27 protein-coding genes are annotated in these 19,478 nt (G+C 59.9%); all 27 read left to right on the top strand.

The genetic code is table 11. From position 1 onward, the window contains the following. Nucleotides 1-227: 227 nt before the first annotated feature. The 27 genes from GVK95_RS24095 to GVK95_RS23970 all read left to right on the top strand — a co-directional run bounded on the left by GVK95_RS24095 (nucleotide 228) and on the right by GVK95_RS23970 (nucleotide 19,476). Nucleotides 228-2,915, top strand: coding sequence for a DNA-directed RNA polymerase (locus tag GVK95_RS24095; protein WP_159953230.1), 2,688 nt, complete (start codon nucleotides 228-230; stop codon nucleotides 2,913-2,915). 83 nt (nucleotides 2,916-2,998) lie between these two features. Continuing rightward, complete coding sequence (locus tag GVK95_RS24090) at nucleotides 2,999-3,313, top strand: hypothetical protein (RefSeq protein WP_159953229.1); 315 nt, start codon at nucleotides 2,999-3,001, stop codon at nucleotides 3,311-3,313. Beyond that, nucleotides 3,310-3,516 carry a hypothetical protein gene (locus GVK95_RS24085; RefSeq protein WP_159953228.1) on the top strand — a complete coding sequence of 69 codons (207 nt, stop codon included), beginning with the start codon at nucleotides 3,310-3,312 and terminating at the stop codon, nucleotides 3,514-3,516. Before GVK95_RS24090 ends, GVK95_RS24085 begins: the two co-directional genes overlap by 4 nt. A gap of 35 nt (nucleotides 3,517-3,551) precedes the next feature. Then, nucleotides 3,552-4,241: a hypothetical protein gene (locus GVK95_RS24080; protein ID WP_159953227.1), complete on the top strand. Its 690-nt coding sequence runs from the start codon at nucleotides 3,552-3,554 to the stop codon at nucleotides 4,239-4,241. Between the two features lie 2 nt (nucleotides 4,242-4,243). Further along, nucleotides 4,244-4,729 (top strand): hypothetical protein, encoded by a 486-nt coding sequence (locus tag GVK95_RS24075; RefSeq protein ID WP_159953226.1) that lies wholly within the window; start codon nucleotides 4,244-4,246, stop codon nucleotides 4,727-4,729. Continuing rightward, entirely contained in the window at nucleotides 4,726-5,295 is a 570-nt protein-coding gene (locus GVK95_RS24070; RefSeq protein ID WP_200844370.1) for a TIGR02594 family protein, read from the top strand. The genes GVK95_RS24075 and GVK95_RS24070 overlap by 4 nt, the downstream gene beginning before the upstream one ends. Further along, nucleotides 5,292-5,477 carry a hypothetical protein gene (locus tag GVK95_RS24065; RefSeq protein WP_159953225.1) on the top strand — a complete coding sequence of 62 codons (186 nt, stop codon included), beginning with the start codon at nucleotides 5,292-5,294 and terminating at the stop codon, nucleotides 5,475-5,477. Before GVK95_RS24070 ends, GVK95_RS24065 begins: the two co-directional genes overlap by 4 nt. 137 nt (nucleotides 5,478-5,614) lie before the next feature. Continuing rightward, nucleotides 5,615-5,788, top strand: a complete 174-nt coding sequence (locus GVK95_RS25120; protein ID WP_200844369.1) for a hypothetical protein — start codon at nucleotides 5,615-5,617, stop codon at nucleotides 5,786-5,788. 2 nt (nucleotides 5,789-5,790) lie between these two features. Beyond that, the gene (locus GVK95_RS24060) at nucleotides 5,791-6,015 is read left to right on the top strand and encodes a hypothetical protein (protein ID WP_159953224.1); all 225 of its coding nucleotides are present in this window, start codon (nucleotides 5,791-5,793) and stop codon (nucleotides 6,013-6,015) included. Nucleotides 6,016-6,220: 205 nt separating this feature from the next. Further along, the gene (locus GVK95_RS24055) at nucleotides 6,221-6,565 is read left to right on the top strand and encodes a hypothetical protein (RefSeq protein ID WP_159953223.1); all 345 of its coding nucleotides are present in this window, start codon (nucleotides 6,221-6,223) and stop codon (nucleotides 6,563-6,565) included. Continuing rightward, nucleotides 6,562-6,918, top strand: a complete 357-nt coding sequence (locus GVK95_RS24050; RefSeq protein ID WP_159953222.1) for a hypothetical protein — start codon at nucleotides 6,562-6,564, stop codon at nucleotides 6,916-6,918. The genes GVK95_RS24055 and GVK95_RS24050 overlap by 4 nt, the downstream gene beginning before the upstream one ends. Continuing rightward, nucleotides 6,915-7,091: a hypothetical protein gene (locus GVK95_RS24045; protein WP_159953221.1), complete on the top strand. Its 177-nt coding sequence runs from the start codon at nucleotides 6,915-6,917 to the stop codon at nucleotides 7,089-7,091. Before GVK95_RS24050 ends, GVK95_RS24045 begins: the two co-directional genes overlap by 4 nt. Next, nucleotides 7,078-7,398 (top strand): hypothetical protein, encoded by a 321-nt coding sequence (locus GVK95_RS24040; protein WP_159953220.1) that lies wholly within the window; start codon nucleotides 7,078-7,080, stop codon nucleotides 7,396-7,398. The genes GVK95_RS24045 and GVK95_RS24040 overlap by 14 nt, the downstream gene beginning before the upstream one ends. Beyond that, nucleotides 7,373-9,115 (top strand): toprim domain-containing protein, encoded by a 1,743-nt coding sequence (locus tag GVK95_RS24035; RefSeq protein ID WP_159953219.1) that lies wholly within the window; start codon nucleotides 7,373-7,375, stop codon nucleotides 9,113-9,115. The genes GVK95_RS24040 and GVK95_RS24035 overlap by 26 nt, the downstream gene beginning before the upstream one ends. After that, entirely contained in the window at nucleotides 9,084-9,284 is a 201-nt protein-coding gene (locus GVK95_RS24030; RefSeq protein WP_159953218.1) for a hypothetical protein, read from the top strand. Before GVK95_RS24035 ends, GVK95_RS24030 begins: the two co-directional genes overlap by 32 nt. Further along, nucleotides 9,260-11,323 carry a DNA polymerase gene (locus tag GVK95_RS24025; RefSeq protein ID WP_159953217.1) on the top strand — a complete coding sequence of 688 codons (2,064 nt, stop codon included), beginning with the start codon at nucleotides 9,260-9,262 and terminating at the stop codon, nucleotides 11,321-11,323. The genes GVK95_RS24030 and GVK95_RS24025 overlap by 25 nt, the downstream gene beginning before the upstream one ends. 189 nt (nucleotides 11,324-11,512) lie before the next feature. After that, complete coding sequence (locus tag GVK95_RS24020) at nucleotides 11,513-12,295, top strand: exonuclease (protein ID WP_159953216.1); 783 nt, start codon at nucleotides 11,513-11,515, stop codon at nucleotides 12,293-12,295. Then, nucleotides 12,283-12,888 carry a hypothetical protein gene (locus tag GVK95_RS24015; RefSeq protein WP_159953215.1) on the top strand — a complete coding sequence of 202 codons (606 nt, stop codon included), beginning with the start codon at nucleotides 12,283-12,285 and terminating at the stop codon, nucleotides 12,886-12,888. The genes GVK95_RS24020 and GVK95_RS24015 overlap by 13 nt, the downstream gene beginning before the upstream one ends. A 73-nt stretch (nucleotides 12,889-12,961) precedes the next feature. Further along, complete coding sequence (locus GVK95_RS24010; protein ID WP_159953214.1) at nucleotides 12,962-13,162, top strand: hypothetical protein; 201 nt, start codon at nucleotides 12,962-12,964, stop codon at nucleotides 13,160-13,162. 11 nt (nucleotides 13,163-13,173) lie between these two features. After that, nucleotides 13,174-13,425 (top strand): hypothetical protein, encoded by a 252-nt coding sequence (locus GVK95_RS24005; protein ID WP_159953213.1) that lies wholly within the window; start codon nucleotides 13,174-13,176, stop codon nucleotides 13,423-13,425. A gap of 16 nt (nucleotides 13,426-13,441) precedes the next feature. After that, nucleotides 13,442-15,052 (top strand): portal protein, encoded by a 1,611-nt coding sequence (locus tag GVK95_RS24000; protein ID WP_159953212.1) that lies wholly within the window; start codon nucleotides 13,442-13,444, stop codon nucleotides 15,050-15,052. A 108-nt stretch (nucleotides 15,053-15,160) separates the two neighbouring features. Then, nucleotides 15,161-15,394 (top strand): hypothetical protein, encoded by a 234-nt coding sequence (locus GVK95_RS23995; RefSeq protein ID WP_159953211.1) that lies wholly within the window; start codon nucleotides 15,161-15,163, stop codon nucleotides 15,392-15,394. 26 nt (nucleotides 15,395-15,420) lie between these two features. Then, nucleotides 15,421-16,284 carry a hypothetical protein gene (locus tag GVK95_RS23990; RefSeq protein ID WP_159953210.1) on the top strand — a complete coding sequence of 288 codons (864 nt, stop codon included), beginning with the start codon at nucleotides 15,421-15,423 and terminating at the stop codon, nucleotides 16,282-16,284. A gap of 9 nt (nucleotides 16,285-16,293) precedes the next feature. Further along, nucleotides 16,294-17,319 carry a phage tail protein gene (locus GVK95_RS23985; RefSeq protein ID WP_159953209.1) on the top strand — a complete coding sequence of 342 codons (1,026 nt, stop codon included), beginning with the start codon at nucleotides 16,294-16,296 and terminating at the stop codon, nucleotides 17,317-17,319. A gap of 9 nt (nucleotides 17,320-17,328) precedes the next feature. Then, nucleotides 17,329-17,814 (top strand): hypothetical protein, encoded by a 486-nt coding sequence (locus GVK95_RS23980; protein WP_159953208.1) that lies wholly within the window; start codon nucleotides 17,329-17,331, stop codon nucleotides 17,812-17,814. A 48-nt stretch (nucleotides 17,815-17,862) separates the two neighbouring features. Continuing rightward, nucleotides 17,863-18,789: a capsid protein gene (locus tag GVK95_RS23975; RefSeq protein ID WP_159953207.1), complete on the top strand. Its 927-nt coding sequence runs from the start codon at nucleotides 17,863-17,865 to the stop codon at nucleotides 18,787-18,789. Nucleotides 18,790-18,861: 72 nt separating this feature from the next. Then, on the top strand, nucleotides 18,862-19,476 hold the full coding sequence (locus GVK95_RS23970; RefSeq protein WP_159953206.1) for a hypothetical protein: 615 nt from the start codon (nucleotides 18,862-18,864) through the stop codon (nucleotides 19,474-19,476). Nucleotides 19,477-19,478 lie beyond the last annotated feature (2 nt).

Raw genomic sequence — 19,478 nt, 5'->3', positions numbered from 1 at the left:
CCTCCTGTTTCATGTGTTTCCTGCCATATTACGGCATGAAATGGGCGGATGGCCTAGCACATAGACCATCCAGCCACCCCCTTAACATCGCAATATGACAGTTGGGACACAAAGCCGTAGGGCTGTGCCCCAAGGGTGAGACCCTATGCCCATCACCATCACCATCATCCTGCTGAACCTCCTCATCTGGGGAGGAGTGGCATTCATTTGTAATGGAGCATCATTCCATGGACGACCGTTCGACAGAGATAGCAGCCGAAGCCGAAGCCATCATCGCCGGGGTAAACATTGACCCCATGCTGCGCGCGCAGATGGATCTTGAAGACGGCATGATCGAAGCCGGGAAGGCCCGCTATTGGGAGCTGGTCGACAAGGCCACAAGCAAGGCCGAACGTGGATCTGAAAGCACCCCTGCCCGCGCAGCCATACGCCTGGGCCATGACAAGCTTGCGACAGCCGTGGCCGAGTGGGTCGCAAACAGTGGTAAGACTGGAGGCAAGAAGCGTGGCCCCAAGCCGAGCGGTCTGCGTACCATCGCCGCCGTCGACCCCGAGACCGTGGCCTTCATCTCCCTGCGCGTGGTCTTCAACTCCCTCGCCACCGCAGCCGCAACAGTCACCATCCCCAAGCTGGCCATCCGCATCGGCATGGCGCTAGCTGATGAGGCAATGCTGCGCCAGTATGAGGATCGTCACCCGGCCATCGTACACCTGATCAAGCAGCGCCTCGAAAGCTCCAGCCGTATCCACTATCGCCGCATCCTGAAGGCATCGCTCAACCGCAAGGCGCCTGACATTGTCGAGCAGAACCTCCCTGATGCGGACTACATGCTGGTCGGCCTACCCATCGTTGAGCTGATCCAGACAGCCACCGGCCTGATCACTACGGGAGGCGGCAAGTACAGCCCGCACGTCACCATGAGCGAGGAGTGCCAGCGTTTCTTTGATGACGTGCACACCCGAGCCCAGTTCTTCTACCCAGAGTTCGGCCCCACCATCGTGCCCCCCCGGCCATGGCGCGGGATGCGGGCTGGAGGCTATCATTACGGGCTGGCCGGGAAGCTGACCCTGATCAAGACCCGCGACAAGGAACACCGCCGCCTGATCAGTGAGGCCCACATGCCGCTGGTTTACGCTGGGCTCAACGCTCTCCAGAACACGGCCTGGCGCATCAATCAGCAGGTGCTTGAGATCTTCGACTACGCCTTGCGACTAGACAGCGGGATCGGTGGACTACCTCAGGTCGGTGATGTGGTCGTGCCGATGTGCCCAGCAGATATCCCTCTCGACAAGAACAAGCGCACCGAAGAGCAGCAAGAACGCTGCGACAGGTGGCGTCGGACGGCTGCGGCTGCATACAGGGAGAATGAGGAGCGGGCCGGTGCGCGCAAGGCCATCAGCAACACGCTGTCTCAGGCCAACAAGTACGCGGAATATGAGCGCATGTACTTCCCTCACACGCTGGACTTCCGGGGTCGTGCCTATCCCGTGACCAGCTTCCTCACGCCGCAGGGTACGGACTATCAGAAGGCTCTGCTTGAGTTTGCCGAAGCCAAGCCGATGACCGCCGAAAGCCGTGGCCTGTTCTGGCTCTCGGTTCATGGCGCCAACTGCATGGCCGACTGCCCCTTCACCGGGGAGAAGCTGGACAAGGGCAAGCTGCACGCCCGCGCCGACTGGGTCCAACGCAACAGCGAATTGATCTGGCAGACAGCCCGCTCACCGCTCGACCACATGGACTTTTGGACCAAGGCCGACGCACCCTTCCAGTTCCTCGCCTTCTGCTTCGAGTGGGACCGTGTGGCCGACGCTCTGGCCCGTGGTGAAGTCCCGGTCTCACGTCTACCCATCGCGCTCGACGGTTCCTGCAATGGCCTTCAGCACTTCTCGGCAATGATGCGTGACGAGGTCGGCGGGGCAGCGGTCAACCTGATCCCCCAAGAAACACCGGCCGATATCTACAGCATGGTCAAGGCAGCAGCGACAGAAGAGATCGTGGAGATCTCGAAGCAGCCGCCGAAGCTGGTGCTTGTGGAAGAGGAGGATGAGGAAGAAGAGGAGATCATCGACACCGGGATTGAAGGCATCACCGGCAAGGCCAAGGCCAAGAAGAAGCGCAAGGTCAAGGTCGACCCCGTGAAGATGTCTATTGCTTGGCTGGGGTCTGGGCAACTGGACCGCACCATGTTCAAGCGCCCGGTCATGACCACGCCCTATGGATCAAAGCTGTTTGGTATCAAGGGTCAGATCCGCGAAGAGCTGCGCAAAAGGAAGTACCGTTTCCCAGATGGCGACGGCTTCTCTGAGGCAGCGTTCCTCGCGGGCATTACGGTCGATGCGATCGGTGCGGTCGTTGTGAAGTCTCGACAGGTTATGGACTGGCTACAGCACACGGCTGCTCTCATGACTAGGGTCGGAGCTGCGGTGGTCTGGGTCGCACCGTCTGGCTTCATCGTGCGTCAGGCGTATCCGAAGGTTGACAGCAAACGCATCGACACCTTCTTCCATGGTGTACGCTTTTACCCCCAACTTGATGTGGAGCAGGAAGGAACCCTCGACCGCAACCGCCAGACAAACGGCGTGTCTCCAAACTTTGTGCACTCTCTTGATGCCGCCGCCATGATCCTCACCGTTGCCCGACTCTGGCTCGACCACGGGATTAATGCCTTCGCCATGATACACGATAGCTATGCAACCCACGCGGCAGACACTCAGCTTCTCGCCGATACTCTGCGCGATGTGTTCGTGCGTATGTATCTGGAGAACGACCCGCTTGGGGAATACGAGCAGACCGTGCGTACCCTTCTTGAGACCACGCCACATGAAGATGATGCGCTAGCAGATCTGAAGGACGCACCAAGCAAGGGTAATCTCGACCTCAATCAGATCAGGCAGAGTGATTTCTTCTTCGCCTGATCACTCTCAAATTCCGATGTGCAATTAATTACCCCACGCCTTCGGTCTCTCAGCATTTCAACACACCACCTAAGGACATGCACATGCTCAATCGAGACGCATTGATCAACGCAAACTCTGATGACGTGATCGACGTGGCACTCGCCATTGCCGACCGTCTTCAAGACTTCCCGCAGCATCTTCGCTTGGCTGGCGCCATGCTGTTCCTTCAGACGTGCACTGAGCTGACCGGGACTACTCCGCAGGACGTGGCGATGGTGGCAGGGAACATCCGCACCGCAGCCGAGAAGGGTCTGGTTGACCCTGGCAAACGGCACAAGGCGCTCGTCGGCTTCCTGCGTGAAGACGTGATGGAGTGGCGCCAGAAGGTCGCTGAAGAAGAGGGCATCGAAGTATGACCCCTGACTATCCCAACCAGTTCGTCAATCAGACCTATCGCCTTCGGGAGCATCCACTCATGAACCACCAGTCCCTCACCGCCCTGGCCCGCAAAGAAGTCGAAGCACTCGGCTACCTCACGGGCCAGACGGCCCAGGCATTGCGGTCTTCCGGGGTCGACCCGGCCGCATTCGAACGGCGGGCGCTTGATAGCGTCTACTGAAACTCACATTCATATATGACAGGACACCCCTGACAATGGCTGAAAAGCGCAAATACGATCTCCACAAGTCTCCTCGTGGCGTTCTCATCTGGCCGAAGCTCAACGTGCCGGACACCAAGTACAAGCCTGACGGCGAGTACAAGACCAGCCTCCGCATCTCGGTCGCCCTCTTCGTGTCGAGCGGCCTCAAGGATCTGATTGACGCCGAAGCCGAGAAGGCATTCACCAATGCGACCGACGACAAGGGCAACGCCGTCTCCCCGGCGACCCGCGCCAAGATCAAGGCGAAGGGTCCGAGCTACCCGTATGGCCCGGCGTTCGACAAGGATGGCAATGAGCTTGAAGATCAGGTCGATCTGAAGTTCGCAGTTGGTGCTGGCGGCGTCGACCGCAAGACCGGCGAGACCTACTCGAACAAGCCCAAGCAGTTCGATGCCAAGGGCAAGCCGATCAGCGTTGCGTTGAACATCGGCACCGAAGCCAAGGTCTCCTTCACCTGCTTCCCGTGGGCCACGGCGGCTCTCGGTCACGGCGTTGCGCTGCGGCCCAAGGCTGTCCAGGTCTTGAAGCTGGCCGAACGTGGCGGCTCGGATGCTGGCTACTACGGCTTCGAGGAAGAAGAGGACGGCTACGAATACAGCAAGGACCTCGACGGCGGCGAAGGCGAGTTCGACAGCGAGGCCCCGGCCGATGCTGGTTCCGACGAAGACCAGATCCCGTTCTGATCATGGAACATGGCCCGATCCGATCCGATGGTTTTCGGTCAGGGCTTGAAGCAACGAATGCCGGTCTCCTTCGGGCGGCTGGCATTCAGTTCGAGTATGAGAAGCGGCTGATCTACTACATCGTGCCGCGCCGTCGAGCCAGCTACAAGCCAGACTTCGTGCTTCCCAATGGCATCATCCTTGAGACCAAGGGAATTTTCGACGCCGATGACCGGCAGAAACACCTGCTCATCAAGCAGCAATATCCCGACCTCGACATTCGCTTCGTCTTCTCCCGGTCTGCCTCGACGCTGACCAAGGTCATGAAGATCGTGGATGGTCAGAAGATCAGGCGGGAGAACCCAACCACCTACGCCTCGTGGTGCAAGACGCACGGCTTCCTCTATTCGGACAAGACGCCGCCAATCGACTGGCTGCACGAACCGCCGAATGAGAAGTCCATCGCTGCGCTTCAGGCCGCAGCCGAGAAGGCAGACTTCGAACCATGACCAACAACCTTCCCCGCCCTTACGCCGTTGCGTTGGGCCAGCTCGCAGCCCTGCGCGGTCCTCTTCCCCTGATGGTGGTCGAGGCGATCAAGATCTACGGCGTGGTCGAGGCACCGGGCAAAGCCAACAACCAGCTCATCCTTTCTTGGGCCAAGGAAGTCGGCCTTCGCGATACCTATTCCAACGACGCAATCCCGTGGTGCGGCCTGGCTCTCGCGGTCGTCGCCAAACGGGCGGGCAAGGCTGTCCCGACGAACCCACTCTGGGCGCTCAACTGGCGTAACTTCGGCGTTCCGGTTGACAAGCCGCAGCTCGGCGACGTGCTGATCAAGACCCGCAAGACCGCATCCGGCGCCGTGGCAGGGCATGTGGCCATCGTCCTGGGCGAAGACGCCACGCACTACCATGTGATCGGCGGCAACCAGTCGGACGCAGTGACGATCACCCGCATCTCCAAGAAGGACAAGTTGTGGTTCCGCCGCCCTGAGTACCGGGTCGCGCCAGCCACCGTCCGCACGCTCACCTTCAAATCCACCGACGCCAAAGCTGGAGCATCCGAAGCATGACATTCGAAGACAAGATGAAGTCCGCTCGACGCGGTCTCAATTTCCTGAAGCTCGGCGTCATCCTTGAGCCGGACATGAAGCGCGGTCTTGCGGTCTTCGCCTGGCTCAACTGGGGCTTAGGCGTTCTCTTCGCGACGTTCTGGTTTCTGGTCGCCAAGCTTTTGGTGATGGCGTTCGCATGAGCAAGCGCCGAGACGACGCCTTCGTCCCGTACTTCGCGGCCGGTCTCATTGCCGCCATCGCGTATCTCTTTCTGATCGGCGTCATCATCGCGCCGCTCCTTCGTTAATCTCACCTTCCAATGTGAAAGGACTACCCCATGAAAGACGCAATCCTCAAGCGCCTCCGTGAACCTTCGACCTACGCGGGCCTCGCCGCTCTCGTCGGTAGCCTGGGCTTCGCCTTCGCCCCTGAAGCTGGCCAGTCGATCCTGGCTGTCGGCACTGCCGTAGCTGCACTTCTCGCCATCTGGCTTCCTGAGAAGAAGAGCTGACCATGGACGTCGTCAGCACCACCCTTGGGCTGGCGGCGGTCATCATCGTGATCACACTCATTCTGATCTGGTGGTTGGTCCGCACCAGCCGCAGCGAAGCGGTCGCATCCCATACTGTCAAGGAAGCACAAGCCAATGCCGCAGCAACGCGCAAGGCGTCGGGCGAATTGGTTCGTCACGTTGATCGCGGCGATACTGTTCGCTCTCTCAGGGACGGCGTGTTCTAGCACCGCCACCTGCCCGCCTCTCGTCACCTACTCGAAGACCTTCCAGACCCAAGCCGCCAGCGAGCTTGAGGCCCTGCCAAGCGGGTCTCGGGTCGTCACGATGGTCGGGGACTACGGCAAGCTGCGAGCCGCCTGTCGCACACTCGAAGCCCAGCCATAGCGCTGGGCTTTTTGCGTTTCATTTCCGATTTCTGGAGAACACCCAATGACTGAAGTCAAAGCCCCTACCGACAACGCCTCGATATCCCTCGCGACCGGCATGTCGACCGCCTCCATCATCCAGCGCAAGGACGTGCTGTCGCGCGGCACTCCGCAGATCAAGACCATCTATCGCCACCTCACCTCCCCCAAGGGTCTCGACAAGGGTCTCTCGGATATGGAGGCCCGCATGGTCTACCGCATCAACGCCCTGCCCCGCCGCATCTCCGATCTGGAGACCGAGTATGGCGTGACGATCGATCGCCTCCGCAAGAAGGACCCGACCGGCCGCGCCTACGTCCGTTACTACATCGTCCTGCCGGTGGATGGAGACACGGGAGAAGCTGCATGAACCAGCAGCAGATCAAGTACACCATCGAACGGGTCGGCCAGATCGAAAGCAAGAAGCTCGCAGCCCTGCGTGTGGAATGCACCGTCCCGGCCAAGTGGCTGACCGATGAGCACCGCCTCGCGCTTGTTCAAGGGCGCAAGGTCAAGCTGCGGGAGGGCCTGACCGCTCTCCGACGCCGTGACGATATCGGCGATGTGTTCGACTTCTCCAAGTACGAGTGGAGCGAGCGCAAGACCGCCGACTTCGAGAAGCGCCAAGAAGCCATCAAGGCAGACGCCTCCCGCATCAAGGATGAGATCATGCTCGGCGATCACGTTGCCGCGCTGGAGCTTCTGCGGAAGTTCGAAGCATGAAGCAAGCTGTCGGTTACATCGCATGGGACTTCGCTGAGAACTGCCCCAAGTCCGGCACCCGGCGCTTCAAGGTCTGGACGACCGAGCTTGGATGTATGCGCAAGCACGGTCTCCTCAACAGCACGTCCAATCGCTACGGCGTGAAGACCGTCTACGTGGATGTGGACGCCTGACGAGATAGCCAAGGAAACGCGCCATCGCATTCTGGTTGCGGTGGCTGCATATGCTTACGAATTCCTATCTGAGAGCATTCTCTCGGACCATGAGTTCGACGCGATGGCCTTGGCTATCCGCCCCGAGATGAAGACCGCGCGGCCTTGGCACACGCCAGACCAGAAGCGCCGCGTGGCGAAGCTCGACAAGTTCTTCCGAACGCAATTCCACGCCGACACCGGACAGTGGATACACCGACACCCGGAGTTGAGCCTCGTCGCCCACAAGTATGAGACGACATATGGCAACAAGAAAGCAAGATCATGAACACGATCCGAGCGAATATCTATACAAGGGTCCGTGCGATGACTGCGGCTCTTCAGATGCACTTGCTCATTATACTGATGAGCATACCTTCTGCTTCGCGTGTGGTAAGCACACAGCCGCGCCTCGTGCATCCGCTGAACATGCTGATCGCAAGGGAGCTAGGGTGGCAACCTCGTCCGTCCCGCAAGTAAAGGCGGGGTTTGTATCGGGTCGCTACTCCGCAATCGAAGCCCGCAAGCTACAGCTCGAAGCGTGCCGCAAGTACGACTATCAGATCGGCACCGATGAGAAGGGCAAGCCGGTCCACATTGCGAACTACCGCGACCCTGAGACCCGCCAAGTGGTGGCGCAACACCTGCGCTATCAGGACAAGGAAATGCCGTGGCGCGGTGAACCCAAGAAAGCTGGCCTGTTCGGGCAGCACCTCTGGGGCCCTGGCTCTGCGAAGCGCCTCATCATCACCGAAGGCGAGATCGACTGCATCACGGTCGCCCAGCTCCTCGGGCTGAAGTGGCCGGTGGTCTCCATCCGATCCGGCGCCCACAACGCGCTGAAGGATATCAAGGCCCAGATCAACTACGTCGAGAGCTTCGATGAAGTCGTCCTCATGTTCGACATGGACGACCAAGGCCGCGAAGCCTCCAAGGAGATCGGAGCAATCCTGTCGCCGGGCAAGGCCAAGATCGCCACCCTTCCCTACAAAGATCCGAACGAATGCCTGATGAAGGGCAAGGGTCAGGATGTGGTCGACGCCCAGTGGACCGCCACGGCCTACCGACCGGACGGCGTTGTGACACTCGCCGAGATCTACGATGAGGCCATCAAGCCTGTCGAGCAGGGCTTGCCGTGGGCCTGGCATCCCATGACGGAATGGACATATGGCCGACGCTTCGGAGAGATCTGCGGCTTCGGCGCTGGGACAGGCGTAGGCAAGACTGACCTACTGACCCAGCAAATCGTCTTTGATATCGCGGACCTGAAGCAACGGGTCGGTATCATCTTTCTCGAACAGCACCGCTCAGAGACAGCCAACCGCCTAGCCGGGAAGCTGAAGGGCAAGGCGTATCACGTCCCCGATGGATCGTGGAAGGATATAGACCGCGTGAAGGCTATCCGTGAGGTGGCCGACATGGACCGGGTCTTCCTCTACAACCACTTCGGGCAGACCGACTGGAAGCGGATCGCCGAGATCATCCGGCACCTCGCCATCAACGAAGGCGTCAAGCTCTTCTACCTCGACCACCTGACCGCCCTCGCCGACCCATCCAATGAGCGCGAGAGCCTTGAGCTGATCATGGAGGAGATGGCCTCCCTGGCCCAGCAGCTCCGCGTCTGGATCGGCTACATTTCACACCTGTCGACACCCGAGAAGGGCAGTCACGAAGAAGGCGCCCAGGTCAGCCTGAAGCACTTCAAGGGCGCGCGAGCCATCGGCTTCTGGACCCACTTCGCCTTCGGCATCGAGCGCAACAAGGTAGCCGAAGAACCGGCTGAGCGCCTGATCACCACCGTCCGCTGCATCAAGGACCGGCTCACCGGGCGCGGCGACGGCCAGACGATGAAGCTGAAGTACGACCAGAAGACCTGCCGCCTCTCGGTCGCGACCCAATCACAATACGGCGGTGGCATCGACTTCTCCGCAGGGGAGGACGAAAGCCCGCCAGCTCAAACTGGAGCAACCCCCAATGAACCTGAAGATGATCCGCTTCCTTTCTAGGTTGCGGTCGAAGCAGCGCGATCTGCGCGGCCAGATCAAGCGGCTGCGGAAAGCCTACGACGCGCTCGACAAATACTGCGAATACCTCCTCGGCCGGGTCAGGCGTTTGGAGGTCGACAATGAAGAACTGCGGAAGGAGGCTGCATGGAAGCCCCCCGCGAAAGACTAATCTTCGACATTGAAACGAACGGCTTCCTCGACAAACTCGACCGCATCCACTGCATTGCTATTGGCGATATCCGCTCAAGCAAGATCGACCTGTACGGCCCAGAGCGCATTGACGAAGCCATCGCCCGTCTCGAAGCTGCCGAGTATGTCGCCGGTCACAATATCATCGAATACGATATCCCGGCGATCAAGAAGATCTATCCCAGCTTCAAGCTGTCCGGCCGCATCACCGATACGCTGATCGTCGGCAAGATCATCTGGCCGCATCTCAAAGCCCTCGACTTCGACCGTGTCCGCGAAGATCACACCTTCCCGAAGAACATGATCGGCCGTCACGGCTTGGAAGCCTGGGGCCACCGCTTCAAGCTGCACAAGGGCGACTACTCCAAGAAGATGAAGGAGTTGGGTCTCGACCCGTGGGAAGCCTACAACGATGAGATGGGCTCGTATTGCGTTCAGGACGTCGCGGTCAACATGCGGCTCTGGCGTGAGCAGTTCAAACGCTCTCCCTCGCCCAAGGCCGTCCGCACCGAACACGCGATCTTCGAGATCATCCGGCGTCAAGAGCGTCGAGGCATCCGCTTCAACGTTCGCAAAGCGCACCTGCTCTATGCCCAGCTCACCGCCCGGCGCCAAGAGCTGACAGACCAACTCACGCACATGATCCCGCCATGGTGGGCGGCTGAGCCTGAGGCCCGCTTTGAGCGGACTCGGCGCGTTGGCCTTCCGCAGTTTGGGAAAGAGTGGGTCACGGCAATCGGCAAGCGTGGCCAGCAGCTCAAGGCCAAAGAGGTCTTCCGCGTCTACAAGACCGAGACCGAAGGTGACACCTACCAGAAGGTCGAGCTGATCCACTTCAATCCTGCCAGCCGGGATCAGGTCGCCGACCGTCTCATCAAGCTGTTCGGTTGGAAGCCTTTGGAATTCACCGACAGCGGCAAGCCGAAGGTGGACGATGAGACGCTGAAGGCCCTCGAAGATATCCCGGCGTGCAAGCTCTTGGCCGAATGGTACATGATCGAGAAGCGTCTCGGCCAGCTATCTGAAGGCAAGAACGGCTGGTTGCGCAAGATCACCGAAGACGAGCGCATCCATGGCCGGATGGACACGATTGGCACACAGACCAGCCGTGCGACCCACTTTGAGCCCAACCTCGGGCAGGTCCCGTCGATCACCAACGCCGATGGCCCCGTACCGTTCGGCAAGGAATGCCGCGAGCTGTTCACGGTAGACCCCGGTTACGTCCTCCTGGGCGTGGACTGCTCGGGTCTGGAGCTGCGCTGCCTTGGGCACTACATGGCGCCGTTCGATGGCGGGGCTTACGCGGACATTGTCGTCAACGGCGATATCCACTGGGAGAACGCCCAGGCCCTTGGTCTGGTGCCACGCGGAACCAAGCGCGACAAGCACAACAAGGTGCATGAAGACGCCCGTGCCGTGGCCAAGCGGTTCATCTACGCATTCCTTTATGGCGCTGGCCCTGAGCTGATCGGGGCGCTGGCTGGCGTGGATGACGAGGAGGTCTACGCCCTAGGCGGCAATAAGACCATCGCCACGCAGCTCGTTAAGAAGGGGCGTCACCCTGACCGTAGGCTGATCGCCACGATCTCCAAGGGCAAGAAGCTCATCGACACCTTCACCAAGTCCCTGCCCGCTCTCAAGGCGCTGAAGGAATGGATCAAGGCTGAGATGGCGAAGAACGATAAGTCCGTTCCCGGTCTCGACGGTCGCTTGATCCCGAGCCGGTCGGAACACTCGGCGCTCAACTTCCTCCTTCAGTCGGCCGGGGCAATCATCTGCAAGCAGTGGATCGTGCAGTTCCACGAAGACCTGATCGCCGCTGGTTATGTCGAAGGCGTTGATTTCGCCCAGCTCCTTTGGGTCCACGACGAAGTGCAGGTTCAGGTTCGCCCTGAGATTGCTGAAGACATTAAGCGCCGCATCCTCGCGGCAATCCCCAAGGTCGGAGACTACTATGACTTCCGAGTGCCACTCACCGGGGACGGACAGATCGGAATGTCATGGGCCGAAACCCATTGACGTCCTGAGGTGGATCAACAAGCACGGCCCTTCGATGACCAAGTCGGTACTCTCCCGCACCTATGCGGACGAGATTGCTGTTTGCGCGTCGAGGGGCTGGCTTTCGGTGATCCTCCCAGATGGAGAGGTTGGCCGCTTCTGGCGGCTGACACCCATCGGCCTTGCCTTCCTCCATATGGAAACAGAAACATGACAAAGACACTTCTGCTCGACGCGGACGGACTGGTCTACAAGATCGCCTTCACCTCGCAAACGGCGGTCAACTGGGCCGATATCGGCGAGCCAGCCTTGTGGACCCTATGGGCCGATGAGGACGTGGCGTGGTATCGGCTACGCGCTTGGGAAGCCAAGATGCTGGAGACCTTCGAAGCCGATAAGGCAATCTGGGTCCTGTCCGACAGCGATAACTTCCGGTTCGACGTCCTGCCTACCTACAAAGGCAACCGCAACCAAGACCAACAGACCATGCGGCCATTGCTTCACGCACGGCTTCGAGAGCGCGTCCAGGCTGAGCTTCCGTTCTTCCTCAAGCCACGGCTCGAAGCTGACGACGTGATGGGCATCGTGGCCACGGCGGGCGACCGCATTGTGAAGGGCGACAAGCTGATCGTGTCCGACGATAAGGACATGCTCACCATCGCCGCACCGCAGGTTCACTTCGAAGGCACGGCTCGCGATATCTGCACGCCGACCAAGCTTGAAGCTGATCGCTGGCATTTGCGTCAGGCGCTCACCGGGGACACGGTCGACCATTATGACGGATGCCCAGGCTTCGGCCCCAAGTCCGCAGACAAGCTTCTGGCCAAGTTCGACGGCGACGTCGCCAAGTTCTGGTCTGAGCAGGTTGTTCCGACCTACGCCAAGAAGGGCCTGACGGAAGAAGATGCGCTTGTCCAGGCGCGTTGTGCCCGCATCCTGCGCTTCGAGGATTTCAACGCCAAGACGGGAGAGCCGATCCTATGGACACCGTGAAGAACTGCGGGCGCTGTTCCTGCGGCTATTCTGGATGCTTCGATTGTTTCCCGGCGCCAAAGCCTAAGGAAACCGAGCTTGAAGAAGGGCCGTGGCTCATTAAAAAGCGGGGCTTATACTACCGACCAAACGGCAGTGGCTATACGAACAAGCTTGAGGAAGCTGGGCGCTTTGTTTCCGAGTATGCCCACGACGTGCTGAATACCTGCGCTCCTGGCGAGATCGTGATCTTCCCTGAAGACTCCGCCGCATTCCGCGAGCTTGTGCACGCGAACAACATGGCGTCAGGCAATCGCCAAGATGGCTTCAAGATCGCCTCTGACGGCGGGTCTTCCGGCTACTACGTGCTGCCTCCTGAAGCCACTGAGCTGCGGCACCTCATACAAGCCCGCAAGATGAATTTCTCCATCGGTAATATCTTCAAGGCTTGCTGGCGGCTCGGGCTCAAGGCGGGCACTGAGAAGTACTACGACCTCCGCAAGATGGTCTTCTTCGTGCTGGATGAGTACGAGGCAGATGGCCGGGAGGTCTACAAAGCCGAGCTGAACAAGCTCAAGGATCACATCAACAAGGAGTTGGCCCGCGTAGGCTGACTTCCACATTGTCATCTGAAATTAATTACCCCACGCCTTTGGTCTTCAGGCAATAACACGAGGCTTTCCCGACATGAATGAATACGTCCCGACAGTCACGCCGCAGCTCATCAATCACCTTCGAAATGATCGCAAGGATTGGCGCAATGCAATGCCTGAAGCCAACTGGACACACGACCAAATCCAGAGGGCCATCGGCGCTAACGAGGTGATCCTTCATCTCGAAGAGCTGTTGAACCGCCAATCGGGTCTCGTCTCAGATGACGACGATTAGGAACAATCAACATGTGCAAAGTGAAACAAGCAGCCGCCGCCCCGGTCGAACCAATCGAGGCCGCGCCTACACCACAGCCCAATGCTTCTGCGGTCGCAACACCGACCCTCGACATGGCTGTGTCCAACCAGAACAAGGGACGCAGCTCGCTGTCTCTTCGTCGCCGCAATCGCGGTGCGCGGGCCACGCAAGTCACTGGCTCATCGAACGCCGCAGCAACCGGCGTAGCAACTACCTCGAAGTCCGGCCTCGGCACGCCGTAAGGAAGGAGCGAGAGGAATGGCGCAAGCAACCCTTGCACAAGACTACGCCTCGCTCGTCACATACCGCGACCCCTACCTGCAAGCAGCGCGCGACAATAGCGCCCTGACGATCCCGTCTCTGGTTCCGCCTGAAGACAATGGCGTCAGGAAAACCCGCAAGACCCTCCGACAGCCTGACGACAGCACCGGCTCACGCGGGGTCAACAACCTCGCCTCGAAGCTGCTCATCAGCGTTCTCCCGGCCAATGCCCCAGTCTTCCGCCTGATCATCAATGACCTCACGGTTAAGAAAGAGATGACGGAACAGATCGGCACGGCTGGGACGAGTGAGGTGCAGCGGGCGCTTGGGCAGGTCGAGCGGGTCGGTATGCAAGAGATCGATGCGACCGGCGTGCGTGGCCCGGCCTACGTGATGATCCAGCATCTTCTCGTGGCTGGCAACTATGCGATGAACGTGGACCACAAGACCGGACAGGTCCGTGGCTATCCACTCCAGTCCTTCGTTGTGTCCCGCGACCGTATGGGCAATCTCATGCGTGGGATCATCGAAGAGGTGATCGCTTTCGGCGCCCTCACGCCAGATCTTCAGGAAGCTGTCAAGCAGCGCCGCATGGAGATTGGCGGTGGGACTGAGACCAGCAAGGACGATCTCGAAGCGGAATGCCGGGTCTATACCTGCGTGAAGCGCACGACGTTCAACAGGTTCAAGGTCTGGCAGGAAGTCGAAGGCGTTGTCGTCGATGGGTCTGAAGGCTCATATGGCGAAGACACCTGCCCCTACATGTTCGTCCGGCTCATCCCGGTCGATGGTGAGGACTATGGCCGGGCCTTCGTGTCCGACCTTTACGGCGACCTGTTCAATGCCAACGAACTGCGGCGAGCAATCGTCAGCTACTCGCGAACAGCGGCGAAGGTGATCTACCTCGTCAAGCCCAACTCGACGACCAAGCCGAAGAAACTGACCGACGCCAAGTCCGGCGACTTCGTGACAGGCAATCCTGACGACGTCGTGGCGCTGACCCTTGAGAAGACCCAGGACTTCAATGTCGCCCAGGCGGTCTATCAGGATATCAAGCGGGCTCTGGAACTCTCCTTCCTTCTGAACTCGACAGTTCAACGCCAAGCGGAGCGTGTTACCGCCGAAGAAGTGAGAGCCGTTATCGAGGAGCTGAACACCGGCCTCGGTGGCGTCCAGTCTGTGATTGCGACCGAATGGCAGTTGCCCTTCGTGAAGCTCACCCTGAAGCGTCTCGAACGGAAGAAGCTCTTCAAGCTGCCGCCCGGCGTGGTCTCCCCGACCATCGTCACTGGGGTCGCCGCGCTTGGCCGTTCGCAGGATCTTCAGAACCTCGTCCAAGCCCTCAATGCGCTCGGCCTTCTGAATGCTGTCCCGCCAGAACTGCGTGGACGCATCAAGGCAGAGGACTTCATGAACCGCGTGTTTGCGGCGGCTGGGGTCGACCCGGATGGTCTCTTCATGACCTCCGAAGAATACGAGGCAGAGCAGCAGAAGGCCATGATGATGCAGATGATGCAGCAAGCCGGGCCTGGCGCCGCGCAGCAAGTTACCAAGGGCGTGATGGATCAGCAGACCGAACAGGTTCGCCAAGAAGCTCCAGCCGCCTGAACCACCCCCTAGATCGCCGACCACGGATGTACTGGCGCCGGTCTAGGGGCATTCACAGGACATTGCCCAACACCCGATTTCTGGGATTGAACCAAAGGAAACACCACCATGGCTAAGAAAGAACTCGCTTCCGCAACCGCCGCCGCCGACCTCGCCACCGCTTCTGAAGCTGGCATCAAGTTCGACGTCGAAACCCTGCCGGATGGTCAGGCCGTCGCTATCTCCTCGACCGGCGAAGTGCAGGGCGAAAGCGTCCCGGCCGAAGGCTTCCGCGAAGTGATCGAATATCCGGTCCCGCAGAAGGACGGCTCGTTCATGACCCTCCTCATCCGCAATCGCTGATCGACCCCACGAAGGAACCTGCCCACATGGAAGTAGACACCAGCATCACCACGTTTGAGCCGGGCACCACGGTCGACATCGACGCCGAAGTCAAGGCTGCGGAACAGCGGGAACGCGAGTTCCTTGAGCAGAGCCGCGTCAACCCCGGCGAGGAAACTCCCAAGGCTGAAGCCAAGGACCGCCCCGAGAACGTGCCTGAAGAATTCTGGGACGCCGAGAAGGGCGAAGTCGATTGGGTCAAGCTCAACGAACGCCTGACGAAGGGCGACGAGAAGACCGACGAGACCCCGGATGCAGATCAGGGCTTCGGCGAGGTCAACGGCCACAAGCTGACGGCCAAGCACGCGGAAGACTTCAAGCCTTTCTATGAAGCGCTTGAAAGCGGCCAGCCCCTCCCGGCCGATGCGGTCAAGTATGTCGAGGACACCTTCGGCATCAAGACCTCCCCCGAGATCATCGAAGCCTACATGCGTGGTCAAACCGCCAAGGCTACCGGCGAAGCTCAGGCAGCATCTCTCGAAGTCCAGACGGCAGCGCTCGGCGTGGTCGGTTCGGAAGAGAACTATTCGGCAATGCAGGATTGGGCCGGTTCGGTCCTCACTGAAGCCGAAGCCAATGAATATGACGAAGCCGTCCTGGGGTCAGACCCGAAGCTGGCCAAGCTCGCCGTCCAGGCACTCTGGAACCGCTACAAGGCTGAAGCCGACATTCCGCCTTCCCGCCAGATCGGCACGGGCCGCACCTCGTCTGGTGCATCCGGCACGGTCTACGCCGACATGAACGAATACGTCCGCGACACCATGAAGCCCGAGTATCAGAACGATCCGGCCTTCCGTGCGAAATGTGACGCCAAGCTCAGCCGGACGGGAAACCTAACCATTCCCTCCTAAGGAGAGCCTATGGCCGACCAATTCACTGGTTCCGGGTCGCAATACCCGTTCGGCTCATTCTACGCGGACTTGGCCACCCGCATGTCCACAATCGAAACGACGGTTGGAACGTCCCTCGGGGCGGTAACGGCGGCGGAGCTTGCTGAAGCGGCTGCGGCTCTCGCCAATACGGCAGCAACAAATGCACAAGCCGCGCTCGCTGAAGTCGTCTCGAATATCTCCACCATCGCAGAGGACGCGGCTGAAGCTGCCGAAGCTGCGGTGGTAGCAGCCTCTCAAGACGCTCTTGCAACCGCTCAAGCATCAGCAACAGGCGCGGCCAATAGCGTGGCTGCGGCGGCTGCGGCGGCTCTTGCTGCGGCCCAACAGTCGGCTCTCGATGCTGAAGAGGCGGCGCAATCGGCCGAAGCTTTCGTCCCATCGAACTACTACACGAAGGCTCAGGCGGATGCCGTGATCCAAGCCGCTGGCGTTCCAATCGGTGCGTCCCTCTATTGGAATAGCACTACGCTTCCCAGCGGCTTCATGAAGGAGAATGGTGCTGCCATTTCCCGCACGGTGTACCCTGAACTCTTTGCGGAGATTGGAACCACTTATGGTGCCGGTGACGGTTCGACAACGTTCAACGTTCCGGACAGTCGTGGCGAGTTCATTCGCGGTCTTGATGACGGCCGTGGTGTAGACGCTGGACGTGTTCTTGGATCAGCCCAAGCTAGCCAGAACCTCAGCCACACGCATACAGGGTCGGCGGTTTCGGCAGGAAGCCATGCCCACACCGGCTCAACTTCGTCGGATGGTGCACACACACACAATTCCAATGCAGGTACGGCGGTCGGCTCAACCAGTCCATGGAACGGTACAAGGGGTGGTGCGGCTTCCGGCACAATCCCGACCGATAGCGCGGGTGCCCATTCCCACTCTCTGAACATCAATGCAGCGGGCGCCCACACACATACACTCGCGGTTGATGCCAGTGGCGGGACCGAAGCGCGCCCTCGTAACGTCGCCAAGCTAATCCTGATCCGCGCCTTCTAAGGAGTCCCTATGGAAGTATACAACTACCATCCCGAAACAGGGGCTTACTGCGGCGCAACCTTGGCTGATGAAAGCCCGCGTGAACCCGGCGTGTTCCTGTTTCCAGCCTTCTCGACCATGACCGCCCCTCCAGAATACCGTGAGGGCTTCGTTCGGCGTTTCGTTGACGGCGCTTGGGGTTATTCCCCTGAAGCCGAACCCGCGACCCCGCCAACCGAAGAGCCTGTTATTCCTGATCCGCTCACACTGCCGATGGAGCGCTTGGATTTCTGGCGACTGGCTGCGCGTGTGCAGGTCTCAAAGTACAGCGTCCGCGCCCGGCTTGAAGCCATGCCGGAAGAGACCCCTGAAGAACGCCTTACGAAATACGACGCCATCGCTTGGTTTGAAGAAGCCAAGCAGTACCGCCGCTACGACCTCCTTCTGATTTCCCTCGCGGAAGCTGAAGGCATCACCTCCGACCAGCTCGACGCCCTCTGGTCTTGGGCTGCTTAAAGCGGCCTCGTCAATCCCATCTTTACATCTGAAATAAGGAACGCCTCAATGGCTGACAATACCCCAACTCGTCTTGGTCAGGCTAACAACGCTGGTGCTGACGACGCGCTCTTCCTGAAGTTCTACGCCGAGACCCTTGGCGCATTCCGCCGCACGACCCAGTTCATGGATCGCCACTATGTCCGGTCGATCACTCAGGGCAAGTCGGCCCAGTTCCCGCTGATCGGCCGCGCTGGTGCTGGCTACCATACGCCTGGCGTTGAGATCACCGGCAACGCGATCCCGCAGAACGAGAAGACCCTCGTCATCGACGGTATCATGATCTCCCCGGTCTCCATCGCCGATGTTGACGAAATGCTGAACCACTACGACGTGCGCCGCGAATTCACCGCAGCACTCGGCGAGGCTCTGGCTCTGGAATTCGACAGCAACGTCGCTCGCTGCGGTCTTCTCGCATCTCGTGCGGCTGGCTGGCACGCCTCCATGCCGGGTGGTTCGCAGATCGTATCGGCCACGGCCAAGACTTCTTCGGCTGCTCTCGCCGCTTCTATCTTCGCCGCTGGCGTTGCGCTGGACGAGAAGTACGTGCCGCAGGAAGGTCGTTCGGCCTTCGTGAAGCCGCTCCAGTACTCGCTGCTGGCCCAGGACACGACCATCCAGAACAAGGAAATCGGCGGTGCCGGTGCCTACATGCAGGGCAACGTCCCGATGATCAACAACATCCCGCTGGTCAAGGCGATCAACCTCCCGACCACGGCTGTCACCGGCACCTTCAACAACAAGTACAACGTCAGCGCGATCAACACCGCAGCTCTGGTCATGCACCGCACTGCGGTCGGCACGGTCAAGCGTCAGGATATCTCGATCAAGTCCGAGTACTCGCTGCGCCGCCTCTCCACGCTCATCCTCGCGATGATGCTGGTCGGCCATGGCGTCCTGCGTCCTGAAGGCGCTGTCGAAGTCGTAACCGCCTAATCCTCGCGCAGAGGGCTGCTCTTAACAGGGTGGCCCTCTGCCCTTTTTCTTTGACACTCTAGCGAGGAAGCCATGCCCCTCATCTTCTCCGAGACAGGCGAGTTCAACACACTCGAAGCCGTAAACCTCGGGCTGACCTACATGCGAGAGCCGCGCATTGACGACCTCGCCCTCATCAATACGTCATTCGCCGCCGAGAAGGCGTATGCCAATCTCCTCCAGCAAAACCGCGTCCAGCAGATGCGCGGCTGGTGGTTCAACACGACCAAGCCCACACTGACCCCTGACCCTGTCACCGGGCGCATTGCGATCCCGGCAACCTATTCCAAGGTCGAGCTTCACGCTGATGAGCGCTGCTATTTCCCTGAGGGGCTGATCCTTTCGGTCGAGATCGACAGCGATGCTAACACGCGGTTCCTCAAGAATGGCGAGACGGACAGCCTCGTGTGGACCCGGCCGATCCGGCTGGAGGTCATCACCATCAAGAAGTTCATGAACACCCCCGACCAGTTCCGGCGTGTGGTGGCGCTTCAGGCTGCATCCCTCTCGGGTCAGGAAGTGGACGAGGCAATCGCCGCAACGCCCTTCCACCAGCGCGAGCTTGAGCGGGCCGAAAGCGAACTGATGGATGCCGAGCTGTCCAACAACAAGGTCAATATCTACTCGACCCAACCGCAGGTACGCTGATG

Source organism: Rhizobium sp. 18065 (assembly GCF_902706095.1).
In the GTDB taxonomy this organism is placed as follows: Bacteria; Pseudomonadota; Alphaproteobacteria; order Rhizobiales; family Rhizobiaceae; genus Allorhizobium.
Note: the sequence above shows the minus strand (reverse complement) of the source record. Positions and strands in the feature narration are given on the sequence as shown.